This is a genomic window from Brasilonema angustatum, assembly GCF_059505445.1.
In genome coordinates this window covers 79,647-96,095 of the sequence record NZ_JCACKO010000159.1, presented here as the reverse complement: position 1 = coordinate 96,095, position 16,449 = coordinate 79,647, and the positions used below count along the sequence as shown (strand labels likewise).

General features: G+C 43.3%; 13 protein-coding genes and 2 pseudogenes. 9 read left to right on the top strand and 6 right to left on the bottom strand.

Translation table 11 applies throughout. The features are described from left to right. The 3 genes and pseudogenes from AC5JM2_RS36010 to AC5JM2_RS36000 form a co-directional block, all read right to left on the bottom strand. A pseudogene (locus AC5JM2_RS36010) lies at window positions 1-461 on the bottom strand (ATP-binding protein); the annotation flags it as partial. 381 nt (window positions 462-842) lie between these two features. Continuing rightward, the gene (locus tag AC5JM2_RS36005) at window positions 843-1,490 is read right to left on the bottom strand and encodes an AAA family ATPase (RefSeq protein ID WP_495841031.1); all 648 of its coding nucleotides are present in this window, start codon (window positions 1,488-1,490) and stop codon (window positions 843-845) included. A gap of 92 nt (window positions 1,491-1,582) precedes the next feature. Beyond that, window positions 1,583-2,161, bottom strand: a complete 579-nt coding sequence (locus AC5JM2_RS36000; protein ID WP_495841029.1) for a CHAT domain-containing protein — start codon at window positions 2,159-2,161, stop codon at window positions 1,583-1,585. Window positions 2,162-2,363: 202 nt separating this feature from the next. On the opposite strand from AC5JM2_RS36000, the pseudogene AC5JM2_RS35995 reads away from it, so the two are divergent. Further along, a pseudogene (locus tag AC5JM2_RS35995) lies at window positions 2,364-2,999 on the top strand (restriction endonuclease subunit R). 417 nt (window positions 3,000-3,416) lie between these two features. On the opposite strand, the gene AC5JM2_RS35990 reads toward AC5JM2_RS35995, so the two are convergent. Both AC5JM2_RS35990 and AC5JM2_RS35985 read right to left on the bottom strand, forming a co-directional pair. Further along, window positions 3,417-4,442, bottom strand: a complete 1,026-nt coding sequence (locus AC5JM2_RS35990) for an ABC transporter permease (RefSeq protein ID WP_495841027.1) — start codon at window positions 4,440-4,442, stop codon at window positions 3,417-3,419. Window positions 4,443-4,518: 76 nt separating this feature from the next. After that, entirely contained in the window at window positions 4,519-6,168 is a 1,650-nt protein-coding gene (locus AC5JM2_RS35985) for an ABC transporter substrate-binding protein (RefSeq protein ID WP_495841025.1), read from the bottom strand. 443 nt (window positions 6,169-6,611) lie between these two features. On the opposite strand from AC5JM2_RS35985, the gene AC5JM2_RS35980 reads away from it, so the two are divergent. The 8 genes from AC5JM2_RS35980 (at window position 6,612) to AC5JM2_RS35945 (ending at window position 15,699) form a co-directional block, all read left to right on the top strand. Then, window positions 6,612-6,944 (top strand): hypothetical protein, encoded by a 333-nt coding sequence (locus tag AC5JM2_RS35980; protein WP_495841024.1) that lies wholly within the window; start codon window positions 6,612-6,614, stop codon window positions 6,942-6,944. 371 nt (window positions 6,945-7,315) lie between these two features. After that, window positions 7,316-8,845: a photosystem II chlorophyll-binding protein CP47 gene (gene psbB, locus AC5JM2_RS35975; protein ID WP_495841022.1), complete on the top strand. Its 1,530-nt coding sequence runs from the start codon at window positions 7,316-7,318 to the stop codon at window positions 8,843-8,845. A gap of 172 nt (window positions 8,846-9,017) precedes the next feature. After that, the gene (locus AC5JM2_RS35970; RefSeq protein ID WP_495841020.1) at window positions 9,018-9,125 is read left to right on the top strand and encodes a photosystem II reaction center protein T; all 108 of its coding nucleotides are present in this window, start codon (window positions 9,018-9,020) and stop codon (window positions 9,123-9,125) included. 305 nt (window positions 9,126-9,430) lie between these two features. After that, window positions 9,431-10,570 carry a 30S ribosomal protein S1 gene (locus AC5JM2_RS35965; RefSeq protein WP_495841037.1) on the top strand — a complete coding sequence of 380 codons (1,140 nt, stop codon included), beginning with the start codon at window positions 9,431-9,433 and terminating at the stop codon, window positions 10,568-10,570. Window positions 10,571-11,146: 576 nt separating this feature from the next. Beyond that, window positions 11,147-12,364: a hypothetical protein gene (locus AC5JM2_RS35960; RefSeq protein WP_495841018.1), complete on the top strand. Its 1,218-nt coding sequence runs from the start codon at window positions 11,147-11,149 to the stop codon at window positions 12,362-12,364. A 485-nt stretch (window positions 12,365-12,849) separates the two neighbouring features. Continuing rightward, complete coding sequence (locus AC5JM2_RS35955) at window positions 12,850-13,974, top strand: site-2 protease family protein (protein WP_495841016.1); 1,125 nt, start codon at window positions 12,850-12,852, stop codon at window positions 13,972-13,974. Between the two features lie 155 nt (window positions 13,975-14,129). Continuing rightward, entirely contained in the window at window positions 14,130-15,065 is a 936-nt protein-coding gene (locus AC5JM2_RS35950; protein WP_495841014.1) for a M23 family metallopeptidase, read from the top strand. Window positions 15,066-15,165: 100 nt separating this feature from the next. Then, window positions 15,166-15,699: a late competence development ComFB family protein gene (locus AC5JM2_RS35945; protein ID WP_495841012.1), complete on the top strand. Its 534-nt coding sequence runs from the start codon at window positions 15,166-15,168 to the stop codon at window positions 15,697-15,699. 69 nt (window positions 15,700-15,768) lie between these two features. On the opposite strand, the gene AC5JM2_RS35940 is transcribed toward AC5JM2_RS35945, so the two are convergent. Beyond that, window positions 15,769-16,440: a L,D-transpeptidase gene (locus AC5JM2_RS35940; RefSeq protein ID WP_495841010.1), complete on the bottom strand. Its 672-nt coding sequence runs from the start codon at window positions 16,438-16,440 to the stop codon at window positions 15,769-15,771. Between the last annotated feature and the right edge of the window lie 9 nt (window positions 16,441-16,449).

The following is a 16,449-nucleotide window of genomic DNA, read 5'->3' as shown; positions in this document are numbered from 1 at the left end:
CCCGCCACGCCTAACGCCACGCCTAACGCCACGCCTAACGCCACGCCTAACGCCATGCCTAACGCCACGCCAAATGCCACACTGCCCATCACGCCAAACGCCACGCCAAACGCCACGCCTAACGCCACGCTTAACGCCACGCCTAACCAATCAACAGGAACGCCTATTTGTTTAAGAAGTCTACTCAAAGCTAGAGGTGTAACAACTGTCAACACCAACCCTTGGCAAAGTAAATTCCGTTGAATGCGATTTTGACGCAGCAACTTCCATCCCTTTCGCCAATTCATTTCCCCTTCAGGAATATACTCACCCCCGAAGGTGTCCACATACCACCGCAAAGCTTGGGGGAAGTAAAACACCCAGTACAATAGGCGCAGATAATCCAGTGGGTTCCACAGCGAGAGGGGGCGCTTGAGTTTGGGGGCTAAGTCTAGGCGGGGTACGGGTGGGTGTTGGTTCATTACAGGTTCTCCGCCATTCTCACTCAGCCGCACAATCCGCCAGGAAATAAATTTCCTGGTTCATAGGCAAAGTCCTCTTCAGAGGACTACAAAGCATAACGATTATGAGAGTCCACTTGAGTGGACTTTCTCTATGAGCCTGGGATTTTAATCCTAGGCGGTCGTGGACAATATACGATAATAGTGCAAGAACTGAATTCATTAAGCTACGAACACTACCCGCCCGGAAATAAATTTCCGGGCTAATAGCCAAAGTCCTCTGAAGAGGACTACAAAGCATAACGATTGTGAGAGTCCACTTGAGTGGACTTTCTCTATGAGCCTGGGATTTTAATCCTAGGCGGTCGTGGACGATATACGATAATTGTGCAAGAACTAAATTCATTCCCCACCTCCGGTATACCGCGCATAAGTTTTATAGCATCGCTGCATGAGTTTCCGAGGATGTCCGCTACTTTCTTCCACCAGTTGCACAATCTCCTCCTCAGTAAACCTCACAGAAGTCCCAGCCAGACGACTAGCAAAAAAATCACGCATGGTAGTTTCATCCCAAGGCTGAATATGTTCCTCCTGGCAAATACCCGCCAGCGGTGATGTTCTACCATCATCATGACTATCATTAAACAAATTGTTGAGTGGTTCAGTCGCAGCTAAAATCAACTTCAGCGGCGCATTACTCCCCTCAGCTAAACCGCGCAACTTATCCCTGACTCCACGGGTAAACCCCTGCCAAGTCATCTTTCCTACATTGTCTAAAGCCAGCAGCACTTTATTTTTATGCGCTTTCAAATTTCGGGTTAATAGATATCCTGTACATTCCACGATACCCACCTCATCACACAACGCCCTGTAAAAGTCATCTTCATTATCTATATAATTCAAATCTAGAAAAACTGACTGACGCGACGGTTGCAGGCGATTTTCCGCCTGTTGGCAAATCGCCCATAGTAAAGATGACTTGCCAATTCCTTCTTCTCCTATCAAAGCAACACTACTTCCGCTGTTAAGCACCTCAAACACCCGCTGCATTTCCCTTTCTCGTCCAAAGAACCGTTGTGTATCTTCTACTCTGCCATGCTGGGGAATGAAAGGATTGGGAGTTACCGCTTTTGGAACAAGAACTAAATCTTTTTTTTTACAAAAATAACTGGTTTGATATGTTCTGGAATACCTTGTAATCGAATTTCTAAACAGCCAAACTTATAAGCATCTTCAATCGAACGATTTGCTGCTAATGCTTTGTAAAAACCAACAGCAAAAGAAATCGCCGCTTGATCACCAATTGCGTCATTCATCCCAATAACAAAGGGTATATGTTGGGCGATCGCCTTTGCCTGAATTTCAGAGTAGCAAGCATTTAGCACCACACAATTTACGTGCTGTGCAAAAAACTCAAACATTGCTGCCAAAGCGTCAGCCTTCACAGATTGGACTTTGCCCAGTCCATTCTCAAAGCAAAGCTCTCCTTGACTCGTACCATGTCCAGAAAAATGTATGATATTTGGCTCAATATCAAATATAGCTTGAGTAATATCCGCAACACGAACTGACTCTCGCTGTTCCAACTGATATTTTTCTGGCGCTTTGGCTATTCGCAATCTTTCTTTAATATCTCGTAACTCTTGCCCTAAACGTAACCGAGAAGCATCACTCGGATCGGCTGCTAAAAATAGAATTTTTATAGAAATAGCACCGCTCATTTAGGTAATTATAAGAGTTCAGTTACTGAAGAATATAACACTATAATGACTGGATCAAGCTTATCGAGGGAATTTACCAGCATCAAAAGTGCGATCGCCTCTTAGGCGGCTTTCTTTCGGGGCGATTGCCCAAAGGGCAGACGCCAGAGGCGTATCGCACAGCACAATAAAATTAATAAATAACTTTTAAAACTATACAATTATGACACTTCTCCAAGCCAAAAACTTATCACTAGCAGACATTCACCGTCTTTTCGACTTCCAAAGACAGTACAACAATTCATTCACTCCTATCTTATCTCTCGAACCTTTAACAGAGTCTGAACAACAAGAACTCATTCAAATTCGCAATGATTTTGATAATTACTTAATAGAAGGAAGAGTTTCAGAAGGACTCGTTAAAGCTTTAACAATCTTCCCATTATTACGATTAGCTGGATTTTATCGCTACCCTATCAAGATTAGCTTGGAAGAATAAATAGCAGATATTGATATTACAGATGAAGATACTAAAATTACAGGGCGAATGGATATTTTAGCTGTCACCAAAGCTCAAAACACAACAGCTCAAGCATATTTTTGGATTTTAGTGATCGAATCTAAAAACAGTAGTATTTCCGTTTCTGAAGGTTTACCTCAACTGCTTACTTATGCCCATGACAGTTTGAAGCATGAAAAATCAGTTTGGGGACTCGTTTCCAATGGACAAGATTACCAATTTGTTTACATCCTACAGGGAAATCATCCAACTTATCATTTAATGCCGAAGCTATATTTAATAGAACCTGAAAGTGCAATTCAATTACTACAAGTTCTCAAAGCTATTTGTAAGCTGTAAAATATTTTATAAAAAGTCATACTAATTCTCTGTAAACTTGCACTTAATACTTACTCTTTCATTCTTGGCGTTCTTGGCGTCTTGGCGGTTCGTTTATGTCTAAGTAAGTCGGTGCAAAAAAATCAAACTGTGTAAAGAAAAGTAAATAAAGCTCAAACTCTTTCTCTCCCTACTCCCTGCTCCCTGCTCCCTGCTTTATTCCAACAAGAATTATTTACGCCGACCTACTTATCTATGGCTACGCCACGCAAGCTATCATGGAGAATTGGTATCAATAGGTTCAGTTAAAGAGGTTATCTCAAAGGAGATCCCCCCAACCCCCCTTAAAAAGGGGGGCTATCTTACCCATTTACCCGCTTTTTAAGGAGATTGCCGCAGGCGTTCTGATCTTCTCCAAATCGCACCCAGAACCAATCCCTAATACTTAATCCTTGGATCTATATAAGCATTGATAATATCAATCACAATACTAGCAACAACCACAATTGCCGCAAAAAATACCAACACTCCTTGTATCAAAGGATAATCTCGCGCGTTAATGGCATCATATAATTTATTCGCCAATCCAGGCCAAGAGAAGGTAACCTCAGTTAAAATCGCCCCACCTAATAGTGAAGCAAACGTCAAACCCATAACAGTAATTACAGGAATCAGCGCATTTTTTAAAGCGTGAGAAAACAAAATCTTTCTTTCAGGAATACCCCTTGCTCTTGCTGCTTCCACATAATCTGCTTTCATAGTTTGCTTTAAGTTCACTCGCACAATTCGCTCAAAAATTCCACTCAGCAAAAGACCTAAAGTGAGACTAGGAAGTGCAAGATAATGTAAAGCAGTAAAAAATTGATTCAAGTTTCCACTCAATAAACTATCAAGCGTATATAAACCAGTTATACCATGAGGGGCTGGCGTAGTTGTCGGAAAGCGCGTTCCTAAAGGAAACCAATTTAACTGGACTGCGAAAATCAATTGCAAAATCATCCCAGCCCAAAACATGGGTAAAGAATATGTGATAATCCCAAATAATCGCCCTCCAATATCTAGATAACTTCCAGGACGAGATGCAGAAATCACACCAATTCCAATTCCAACTATGAGTGCGATCGCCATACTACAAACCGCCAATTCCACAGTTGCAGGAAAATATTGCCCAATCACTTCCCAAACAGATTGTCCACGACTCGCTATAGAAGTTCCTAAATCCAGACTCAGCAATTTTCCTATGTAATTCAAATACTGTAACCATATAGGAAGGTTTAAACCCAGTTTAGCTCGCAATTCTTCCTTCGCACTTTCTGGCGCACGTCCACCAAGAATTGCATCGACTGGATCTCCTGGAGTTGCACGTAACAGGAGAAACACGACTGTAGTTACAGTCAAAAGCATCAATGGAGCTAAAAGTACACGGGCGACAATGTAATATTGTAAGGCTTTGGATCTAGACATTATTAATCAAGAGTTAGGAATTAGGAGTCAATAGTCAACACTCAACAATCAAGAGTTAATAGCTAATGACTAATGACTATTTTTTAATTGTTTTGTAAATCAGATTTTGAGTTGGATCAAGTTGCACGCCGCTGACTCCCTTGCGAGCAAACACATAGTCTTTGCTTTGCCATAAGGGAACATAAGGCACATCAGTGGTTATCTGTGCTTGAATCGTTGCAAAAATGTTCTTACGTGCTTGGGGGTTTTGCTCTCGGCGTTGTTCTGTAATCAGTTTGTTCATGGTTTCGCTGTAGTAAAATGAACCCTGAGTCTGACTTCCTCCCTGTTCACATCCCTTCGCATCTGAGCCTTTATCGCAACCTAAAAATGGTTGAATGTAATTATCTGCATCTAAAAAGTCTGGATACCAATCTAACAAAGCAGTTGGGTAAAAACTCTTAGCTATAGCTTTATAAAAGGTAGCACCATCTACAGTGTTGATTTCAAATTGCAACATTCCATCCATATATTTATCGGCATATGCTTTGAGTAGCTGTGCTGCTAAACTGCGAGGAGCAGAACTCGAAGGATACCAAACTTGTAGCTTGACTGGATTTTCTTTGGAGAAGCCAGCAGAAGTTAACAATTGTTTTGCTTTGTCTACATTGGCTTCACCATATTTTTCTTTAAATAATGGCTGGGAAACATCAAACGTTTTTGGTATCATGCTGTACAAAGGAGTTGCTTGACCTAACAAGACGCGCTGATTTATCAGTGGACGGTCGATCATCGTGGCGATCGCTTGTCTAACCTCTGGTTTATCCAACGGTTTTTGATTCAGGTTTAACACCAGATAAGTGACTACGCTACCTTGAGCTGATATCGCTTGCCAATCTCCTTTTTTAGCACTTTCTTCCAAGCTGCGAACTTGGTCTGGTTGTAAAGATAGGTAAGCAACATCAACTGCACCCGTGCGAAAGGAATTATATAAATTCGCTGGACTACTTAGAATTTGCAAATTAATGCCTTTATTCGCTGGTTTTTCTCCCCAATATTTATCAAAGACATCAAATTGTAAGGAATCTGTGCCATACCGTACTAATTTATATGGACCCGTACCAATAAAAATATTTGGCTTAAATTTCTCTGCACCAATTTCATAAGCTTTGGGAGAAACTGGACAAACACCTGAGAACGCCAGCAAAGACGGAAACGCCGCAAACGGTTTTTTCAGTTGTATTGTTAACTCATACTCACTCGTCGCTTTGACTGAAGCCACCACATCTGCTAATAAGAAAGAAGGTTTACCCCCGTTTTTGATAAAGCGTTCCAGACTAAACGCCATTGCTTTGGCGTCAAAAGGAGTTCCATCATGAAACACGACTCCTTGACGCAGAGGAATTGTGTAGGTTAAACCATCTTGACTCACTTTGGGTAAAGCGGTGGCTAACTGAGGTTTAACTTCTGTGCTTCCTGGTTCATAAGCGTAAAGGCGATCGCTCATGTTGGAAACTAATCCATTAGCTGCCAATTCATAAGCATCTGCTGGATCTAAAGTACGAGGATTAAGCGTCGTACCTATAGTAATGCGACCATCTCCTGTTGAGGCATTAACTGCACCAGATGTTGTCGTCGCCTGTTGGCTTCGCGAACAACTAGCCACCAAAAGTAGACACAAACAAAGTAAACAAAAGAATTTAGTAATTTGACTCCACTGTCTCACGGACAAGGAAAACCTGATCATAAGATTAAATATTTTGAAGCTTAGTGGTCACGCATTATACTATATTTTTTCTCAAACTTCCTAAAAAGAATTAAAAGTTTAGGATAAGACCTTTTCATCTTGTGAGTTTTGAGTTCTTGCCAGTCAACTTTAATAAGTTTATTTAAGTCCTACCATCAAAATAAAAAAAATTAGACCAATATATAGAATTTCATGTTCCTGAATAACAGAAAAAAAATTATTTGATTAAACATATAAACAGTGCCTAAATTTGTTTTAAATTTAAACTATACCAGGGCAAACATTTGTTAAGCTTTTCTCGTAGCTTAAAAGCTTAACATAGGGTTTTGTCTACGTGCATCCCAATGCAGGAAAAAAATACTTAGCTTCGGGAAAACCGACTGGCACCCAAAATGCCAATCGAGAATAAGTAGATTTCGAGTCTAATAGCGAGACTAAAAAGTGTGAAATACTTCTTCCTATCTGACGGTTGGACAGTTGGCAGAGTGTGGGCATCTGATGGACTTTGGCAGATGGCTGCATGGCGACGCCAACCAGACATTCAGCGCATGAATATCTGTTTAGTAGAACAAAACGAAGTGTTATGGCTTTATCAGGTTGAAGATGTCGTTTTAACTGTGGAAGTGAAGCCGACAACACAACTACAAGTCAGTAAATCTGGTCAAGCCATAGGTCAAGTTGTCCTCAAGCGGTTGATGAGTGCTGAACAGGTTATTGAACGCTTGGGAACAGCCTCGGCTAGATGTCATCTGCAAGATATTAAATCTATGGTTTAGTTTCAGCGATCACGAAGGTTACACCGGATCAAGGGGATGAAAATGAGCTAATGCGTGAATTTTCTTATCCCCAGCTCTTTTTATCTTCAAAACGTACGTAGTTTGAGACACCCTCAAGCTACGTATATGCTTATGTTGACACGCTTGCAAACAGCTCCATCAAACGTTACACTTTTTTAAACATTCTCATTTTTCACTTGGCATCGCGACTCTTTGGGATGAAAACTCCCCAAATGTGTAAGCATTGCCAAATCAACCACACTGTCTCATTTATAAGACAAAGCTGTGGGATAATTCCAGCTGTGGCAATAACAAAAACTGAAAAATTGCATTACTTTGTAAACATAAATCATCGAGGAGGAGCGTAGTCGATGGGACTACCCTGGTACCGAGTACATACAGTTGTTCTGAATGACCCAGGGCGACTGATTTCTGTACATTTGATGCATACAGCCTTGGTGGCAGGCTGGGCTGGTTCAATGGCTTTGTACGAACTAGCCATTTATGACCCTAGCGACGCAGTACTCAACCCGATGTGGCGTCAAGGTATGTTCGTGCTGCCCTTTTTGGCACGCTTGGGCGTCACCCAATCTTGGGGCGGTTGGAACGTTACCGGCGGTCCATCAAGTGACCCTGGTTTTTGGTCGTTTGAAGGCGTCGCCGCTGCCCACATCGTTCTTTCCGGTTTACTGTTCTTAGCTGCCGTTTGGCACTGGGTTTTCTGGGATTTGGAGTTGTTCCAAGACTCCCGCACTGGTGAACCCGCTCTTGATCTGCCAAAGATGTTTGGCATTCACCTGTTCTTGTCTGGTTTACTGTGCTTTGGTTTTGGTGCTTTCCACGTCACAGGATTATTTGGACCTGGAATATGGGTCTCTGATGCCTACGGCTTAACAGGGCATGTCCAAGGAGTCGCACCAGAGTGGGGACCAGATGGTTTTAACCCGTTTAACCCTGGTGGTATAGCTGCTCACCACATTGCCGCCGGAATAGTAGGTATTATTGCTGGTTTATTTCACCTATCAGTCAGACCCCCCGAAAGACTCTATAAAGCTCTGCGGATGGGTAATATCGAAACAGTGCTGTCCAGCAGTATCGCTGCTGTATTCTTTGCAGCGTTTGTTGTTGCTGGCACCATGTGGTACGGAAACGCAGCCACACCAATCGAACTGTTTGGACCTACCCGCTATCAGTGGGATCAATATTACTTCCAGCACGAGATTGATCGCCGCGTGCAAGGTAGTCTTGCTGAAGGTGCAAGCCTTTCTGATGCTTGGTCGCAAATTCCGGAAAAACTCGCGTTCTACGATTACGTCGGCAATAGCCCTGCAAAAGGCGGTCTATTCCGTACAGGTGCAATGGATAAGGGTGATGGTATTGCCCAATCTTGGCAAGGTCACGCGGTATTCAAAGATGCTGAAGGTCGTGAGTTGACCGTGCGTCGTCTCCCCAACTTCTTTGAAACCTTCCCAGTGATTTTGACCGACAGTGATGGTATTATCCGTGCTGATATTCCTTTCCGTCGAGCAGAATCCAAATATAGCTTTGAACAAACAGGTGTTACCGCTAGTTTCTACGGTGGTGACTTAAACGGTCAAACCTTCACAGACCCAGCTGATGTGAAGAAATATGCCCGTAAGGCTCAAGGCGGGGAAATCTTTGAATTTGACAGAGAAACCCTAAACTCTGATGGTGTGTTCCGCACCAGTCCTAGAGGTTGGTTTACTTTTGGACACGCAGTCTTTGCGTTGTTGTTCTTCTTTGGTCACATCTGGCATGGCTCTCGAACTATCTACCGAGATGTATTTGCTGGTGTTGATGCGGATCTTGAAGAGCAAGTTGAATGGGGTCTGTTCCAGAAAGTGGGTGACAAAACAACCCGCCGTGCGGAACCTCTCTAAACTTTGTAATGAAAAGTTAAGAATGGTCTAATCAGAGGGACTATGGACTGGTGACTGGGAACGGGAAAAATTTTTCCTCATCCCCAATCCCTAAGCCCCAATTCCCTAGACCATTCTTTGTTGTAACTTGGTACACTAATATATGGTGGGAAAATAGGCAGGAACTACAGCTATGGAAAGCGTTGCGTACATCCTAGTTTTAACCTTGGCGCTCGGAACTCTCTTCTTTGCGATCGCCTTCCGCGAACCTCCTCGCATTCAAAAGAAAGAAGACAAATAAATCACCACTATCCATCCACCTATAAGGTGTAAGATGGTGTAAGTCTGAGGGCGCATCTTAGGATTGCGCCCTTTGTGGACAACAAAGAGTGCATGCAACTATTATTATTGATAATTAATTATTAACAAAAACAAAAGAGTAGAGCATTTATGATATGATGTACGATCTGGAAGGTAATGTGTTCAGATCCACTTTTCTGCGCTAGGATGAAAAATGATGTAGGTGTGGAATGCCTATTCGGCTCTTGCATTACATCGCTAGGAGGCAAAACCTTTACGGAGAAAAATAACCGGGAAACAATCAGCATGGTCAATCAGAAATTAATGGCTCCTGAAATTGGATTTACTCACGATGATTTCGCTGCTCTTTTGGACAAGTACGATTATCATTTTAGCCCAGGTGATATAGTACCAGGAACAGTATTCAGCATAGAGCCGCGCGGCGCTCTGATTGACATAGGTGCAAAAACAGCTGCATATATACCTATACAAGAAATGTCTATCAACCGGGTAGATAGCCCGGAAGAAGTACTACAATCCAACGAAACAAGAGAATTTTTCATCCTGACCGATGAAAACGAAGATGGTCAACTGACGCTATCCATTCGCCGTATTGAATACATGCGGGCTTGGGAACGCGTACGACAGTTGCAAGCAGAAGATGCAACTGTTCGTTCTGGTGTTTTTGCCACCAATCGTGGTGGAGCTTTGGTGCGGATAGAAGGCTTACGTGGATTTATTCCCGGATCTCATATTAGCACGCGCAAACCAAAAGAAGAGTTGGTTGGCGAAGAACTACCATTGAAGTTCTTAGAGGTAGACGAAGAGCGTAACCGCCTTGTTTTATCTCACCGTCGTGCGCTGGTTGAGCGTAAGATGAACCGCCTAGAAGTTGGTGAGGTCGTGATTGGTACTGTACGCGGTATCAAGCCCTACGGTGCCTTTATTGATATTGGCGGTGTGAGCGGTCTACTCCACATTAGCGAAATTTCCCACGAGCATATAGATACACCTCATAGTGTCTTTAATGTCAATGATGAAGTCAAAGTCATGATCATTGACTTGGATGCAGAACGTGGTCGTATTTCCTTGTCTACCAAACAACTGGAACCTGAACCAGGTGACATGATCAAAAATCGCGATTTGGTTTATGACAAGGCAGAAGAAATGGCTGCTAGGTATCGCGAACAGTTGCTAGCCAAACAGCAAGGTGCAACTACTGTGATTGCTCCATCAGATGAAGCCGCTGAAACTAGCGCTGAAGAAATACCACCAGCAGTTGAACCAGTTGAAGTTGAAGCAGTTCAAGCAGTTGAACCAGTTGAACCAGTTGAAGCAGTTCAAGCAGTTGAACCAGTTGAAGCAGTTGAACCAGTTGAAGCAGTTGAACCAGTTGAAGCAGTTGAACCAGTTGAAGAGGAAATACCAGCAGCTATTCAAGAGTAATGAATTTGCCGTTGTGGTTGGATACAGCGGCTATTTAGTAAAGCTTATAAATAAAGCTTAAAAAAAAATACTGGATGAAGAGGGAAAATCCCTCTTTTTTAATAACTAATATTTGACCACAGGGGAAGTTTGTCCCCAGCTTCCAGTGAAGACAAACGTCTCAATGGACTTGCGCTGGCGTGGAGAAAACTCGCGCTGTTGGTATTGTTCTGGTAGTGATTTGGATTCGTCGGGGTATCCAATAGCGATGCCTAGTATTGTGTTTTCTGACGACAAAAGCCGCGAAATTTCAGTGAGAACTTTTACCTGAAGGCTGAAATTTTAGAACAATTTTTCTTTTTATAGAGATTGAGCTATTCAAATATTTTCACATATTGTTAACAAGTTTGCGTTGATGACATAGCTTTAATAAAAGTTCGAGGAAATCTCATTTGCGTCAACTTCGCTTCACTCTGGGCGTGAAATCTCTTCCAAGGAAACTTCAACAAAGTTTCAGGGTTTTTCCTGTATTTGTTTAGAGCAGAAAAAATGACCATATATGAGATTCACCAATATTTAACAAAACAAAATAGGCAAATGATCATTTTCGATCCTGTAACCCTGAGTGGTATTAACCATATTCTTAATACCACTTCTGTGATCAGTCTTAGCAATCAAAATCAATCAAGCTTGAGTCTAAGTCAAAAGACCAAGTTGGAGTTAGCAAATAGCTCAAGAAAGTTTCCACATCTGACAAAAACGATTACCCCTATTCTCACAGCCCAAACCACCACCTCAGATAGGAGCAAATGCGGTCGTGGTCAACTACGCGATAAGTACACACAGCCGTTTGCCTGCGACAGCATCTGGAATATGCCAATTGGAGCGAACGCGCAATATGTTGATGCTGACATCAGCTCAACGGACGTTGGAGTTGATACAGATTGGTTCATCATCACCCAAGAAAGTGATCCAGTTGTGCCAACTTATATGCCTGATTCGTGGGGTCCAGGTCGCTGCACTGGCACTCAGGTGCAACAGCAAGCACAGTGGCATCCCGAAGCGGGTGAGCCGTTGAAAGTTCCTTACAATCTGATCATTGAGGATGCAAAGGAATACTTTACTCCAAATAACTCCTCAGCGTTCCTAAAGCCGGATGGCAGGACATTAGTGTCTTTTAACGTGACCACCCGTTGTCAGGAGGGTGCTCCACTTTACGGCGTTTGGTTTGGAGAGCAAGACATTTACGGCGATGGCATTTATGGTGGGCATGGTGGCTCAGGGATGTCGAGCATTGGTGGTAGCATTCGCAAAAGTGAGTTGTTGAACAACAAGCCTATCCGTCACGCACTCAAGATTGATATCTGGGGTAAGTGGCTGCATTATAATCCTTCATCGTCAACTCCTGGTTACCGCTGGCCGGCTCGTCTGGCTGATAGTAATGCAGCAAACCAATATCAGGGGTCTAATCCCGCGCTGGTCCTGGGTTCGTTGCTAGCAATTCCACCTGATATCACAGCCGATAACCTAGGACTGACCTCTAAAGCAGGTAAGAAAATCTTCCAAGCCATGCAAGACTACGGCGCTTACGTCGTTGATGATGCGGGTTGGGACTACAATTACCTTTGCGTTGAGCGAAGTGCCGAGCAACAGTACCAAGCAGTCACCGGACATCAGATTGATGAAGATACAGATTTCCAAGCGGACTTCGCCAAAATTATCGCTGCGGTGAAGGTAGTGGACAATAACGAACCGAACAGCATTGGTGGAGGTGGTACACCACGCCAACCTTTGGCACCACCAATTAAAAATTAGAAGCGAGCAGTCCTAGAGCAAGCGAGGAGGGCTAATACCGTTTCACTTTAAGGTTGATACAAATAGGCAAGCAGGGGAGCCAGTGCGTTGCGGAGCCAGCGCCGTGGGCGGGTTTCCCGACTTGAGGCGTCTGGCGTTGGGGTCCCCCCCGTTGTAGCACCTGGCGTGAGCAGGGAGCGGGGAGCAGGGGGAAAGAATTAAAAACCCATCATTTGTATTAGACCCAAGCGTAAAACGGAACTATAACACATACCCTCTTCGCAAGCTCACTGTATGACACCAAGGTGAAATCACCAGATGGTTTCCAACAAAATTTAATATTTACTTATCTTTCACCAACGATTAAGTAGGATCACCGCATCTTAACAGACGGAGATCACGACAGTTATAAAGATTAAAAATGCTTAACATTTCGTTACGATATAAACATCACATCAACAGAGGTAAAATAAAACCTCTGCAAGTTGAAATCAAAGGTGAAAGGTATGAATGGGACTATTCGCGTTGGCAATCTCTTCGGGATTCCCTTCTATATCCATCCGTCTTGGTTTTTAATCCTGTTCCTAGTGACTTTAAGCTACAGCGGTGGACTAGCAGCACAATTTCCTCAATTAGGTGGTGGATTAGCTTTACCACTGGGATTGCTGACAGCAGTATTGTTATTTTCTTCGGTTGTCGCCCATGAATTAGGACATAGCTTTGTCGCTATTCGTCAAGGAATAGATGTAAAATCAATTACACTATTCATATTTGGTGGGTTGGCAAGCTTAGAAAGAGAATCGAAAACTCCAGCGGAAGCTTTTTGGGTTGCAGTTGCAGGTCCTTTAGTTAGCCTAGTGCTATTCGGGATACTGACAGCTATCGGTTTTGTGGCGACTCCAACAGGACCATTGGCAGCAATCATTGGACTACTGGCTTCTATTAACTTGGCATTAGCTCTATTTAACCTTATTCCAGGCTTGCCTCTAGATGGTGGAAATATACTGAAAGCTCTTGTTTGGAAAGTAACAGGTAATCCATATAAAGGCATCGTTTTTGCCAGTCGAGTTGGGCAAATCTTTGGTTGGGTAGCTGTAGCCTCTGGTTTACTTCCAGTACTATTGTTTGGTAGCTTTGCTAACATCTGGAATTTGTTAATTGGTTTCTTCTTACTGCAAAATGCTGGGAATACAGCTCAGTTTGCTAAAGTACAAGAACAATTGACTGGTTTAACAGCAGCCGATGCAGTCACACTAGATAGTCCAACTGTGTCTGCGAGTCTAACCCTCAGAGAGTTTGCTGACGAGCGTATTTTGAATGGTCAAAACTGGCATCGCTTCTTGGTCACTGATGAAAGTGGACAATTGGTAGGAGCAATATCCGTTCAAGATTTGCGAACTGTCTCCACAGCACTTTGGTCAGAAACTCCAGTCACAGAAGTTATGCGACCAGTCCAACAGGTCGTCACTGTCCAATCTGACAAACCCTTGTTGGAAGTGATGCAGGTTTTAGAACAACAGAAGTTATCTGCACTTGCCGTAATTTGTGACAATGGCGTACTCGTCGGACTTCTAGAAAAAGCTTCAATTATCAGCCTCCTTCAAAGGAGAGTACAAGCGAATCCTGCATAATAATGAGTTGTTTAAACAACATCGGCTTTCCTCTCCACTTTTAAAAGAAGTGGGGAGGAAAGTGTATTTACGTTTTGGTCAAGATTGGGAAACACCTGAAACAATACGGTAGTCTGTTGTTCAACAGAAGGATTGAAAATTTTTGTACCATCTTTATGACTGTTGAATATCACACCAGTAACTTTAATAACAAAGTCCTAAGTTTAGGCGTTCCAGCAAGAATTGCTAACTTCGGTGCAATCAGTGTTGTCCTAGGAATATTCGCTGCTTTGCCCATTGCTTTAGCTTCCCCCGCAAAAGCGTTACAAGTACAAGTCAGTCCAGCGACTCCTAAACTTGGTGATACTATATCAGTTGTCGTAAATTTAGATAATCCAGCAAACGGTGGCAACGTGACAGTCACTAATGGTGATGAGACTTATCCAGCATATGAAATAGCACCACAACAGTATCGGGCTTTTATCCCCACGACGCCTTTGGAAAAAGCTGGAACCAGAAATGTTCGGGTTTCTTTTGAAGGTCAAGTGCAGAATTTATCCATACAAGTGCGCGATCGCAAATTCCCCGTACAGCGCATTAATCTACCCCCAGGAAAAGCCGGGGTAGAAGCGACCGAGTATGAACTCAATCGTGCAAAAGAATTCAGGGGAGTACGAACACCAGAAAAGCTTTGGGATGGTGCTTTTTTGGCACCCAATAAAGGACCGATCACAACAATTTATGGTGTACGTCGCTACTATAATGGTAAATTTGCAAATGATTATTATCATCGCGGCATTGATTATGCTGGCGCTGCTGGTTCGCCTGTTGTCGCTCCAGCCGCTGGACGCGTTGTCTTAGTAGGTAAGGTATCTCAAGGGTTCCGAGTTCATGGTAATGTTGTTGGGATTGACCACGGGCAGGGAGTGGCAAGTATTTTTATGCATCTGAGTCGTATTAATGTTAAAGAAGGTGATATTGTCAAACCTGGTCAAGTAATTGGCGCAGTGGGTTCAACAGGTGCTGCCACAGGTCCGCATTTACATTGGGGACTTTATGTGAATGGAAAATCTATTGACCCTGTACCTTGGAGAGATCAAGCAGTAAAATAGTAACTATTTGCGTATTATTTGCTCATATGTGGGCAAAATAAATAGGATTGATTGGTACCGTGCCCCCCGTTGCTTGGATGGCTAAAAAATGATGAGCGTTATGAGTATTGAAAAAATTGTGGAACAAGCTCTCCTGGATGGTTATCTTACACCAGCAATGGAAGCAGAAGTCGGGCGAATCTGTGATAGCGATAGTGAACTCTCAAGACAAGAGTACATGGCGTTGGATCAGCTGATGGGCGCGCTATTGACTGGGGAAGTGGTGGCGGTACCACGCAAACAATTTATCAACGTTATGGAAGAGTTGGTACTCACAGAAGCTATATCCCGTGTAGCAGAAATTGAGGCAACTAGCGAAAGTTCTCTCGATGTTGGGGATATTGCCGCCTACGCCCTCAACCGCCTACCACCTTTGTATGCCACCACAGAAGAAGGTGCCAACTACCAGCGCCAACGTGCTAAAAAAGAACTCCAGAAATTGATTGCCCAGCGCGTCGCCGAGGCGATCGTTAGAAACTTAGACCGACCGAATGATGACAGGACGCCAGTTGGAACAAAAAATACTGGCAACGAAGTTCTGCGCCAAGTTAGTACCTTACTCCAAGCATACGCACCTCATTTTGAGCAAAAATGAGAGTGGTCATTCGTTATTTGTCATTCATTAAAAATAAATGACAAATGACGAATAACTCATAACTCATTATTATTGACGGACTTCCACTGGTGTGCCTAAACTCACCTGCTTGTAAAGTAGGCGCACATCGGGATTACGCATCCGCAAGCACCCGTGGGATATTGCACTGCCCACAACTTCCTCATCTGGTGTGCCGTGAAAGCCAATTTGATTGCGTCCATCTGACCAAAAACCAATCCACCTGTCTCCTAAAGGACTATCTTCACCTGACGGAAAGACTCTGCCAGTAATTGGGTGACGCCACATAGGATTTAGTTGCTTGTGTATAATCTGGAAGGTACCAGTGGGGGTTTCCCAGCCTTTCTTCCCCACACCAAGTGGGTAGCTTGCAACAACAATATCCCCACGATAAACGTAAACGCGGCGATCGCTCAAAGCAACTACCAATAAAGTCTTTCCAGATCCCAACCCAAGAGATGATTTTTCTTGATCCGAACTTTTAGCCGATAGCAAATTTGAGATATTGGACGCAATTGCATTTTGTCTTCCCTGTATCAGTTGCCACGGTTTTTCTGCTGCAGAGGCTTTCTCAGATAAAATAACGTTTCCACCTGTTTTTAACTTTGTATCAGCAGTCGTAGAACTCGTCATGTGCCAGCGGACAGCCAGAGATAGCAGTGCTGTACCAAAACAGAGCAACATCACTACACGTGTTAATAAGTCGTTTCTTACTCTCGCCATCGTCTATTC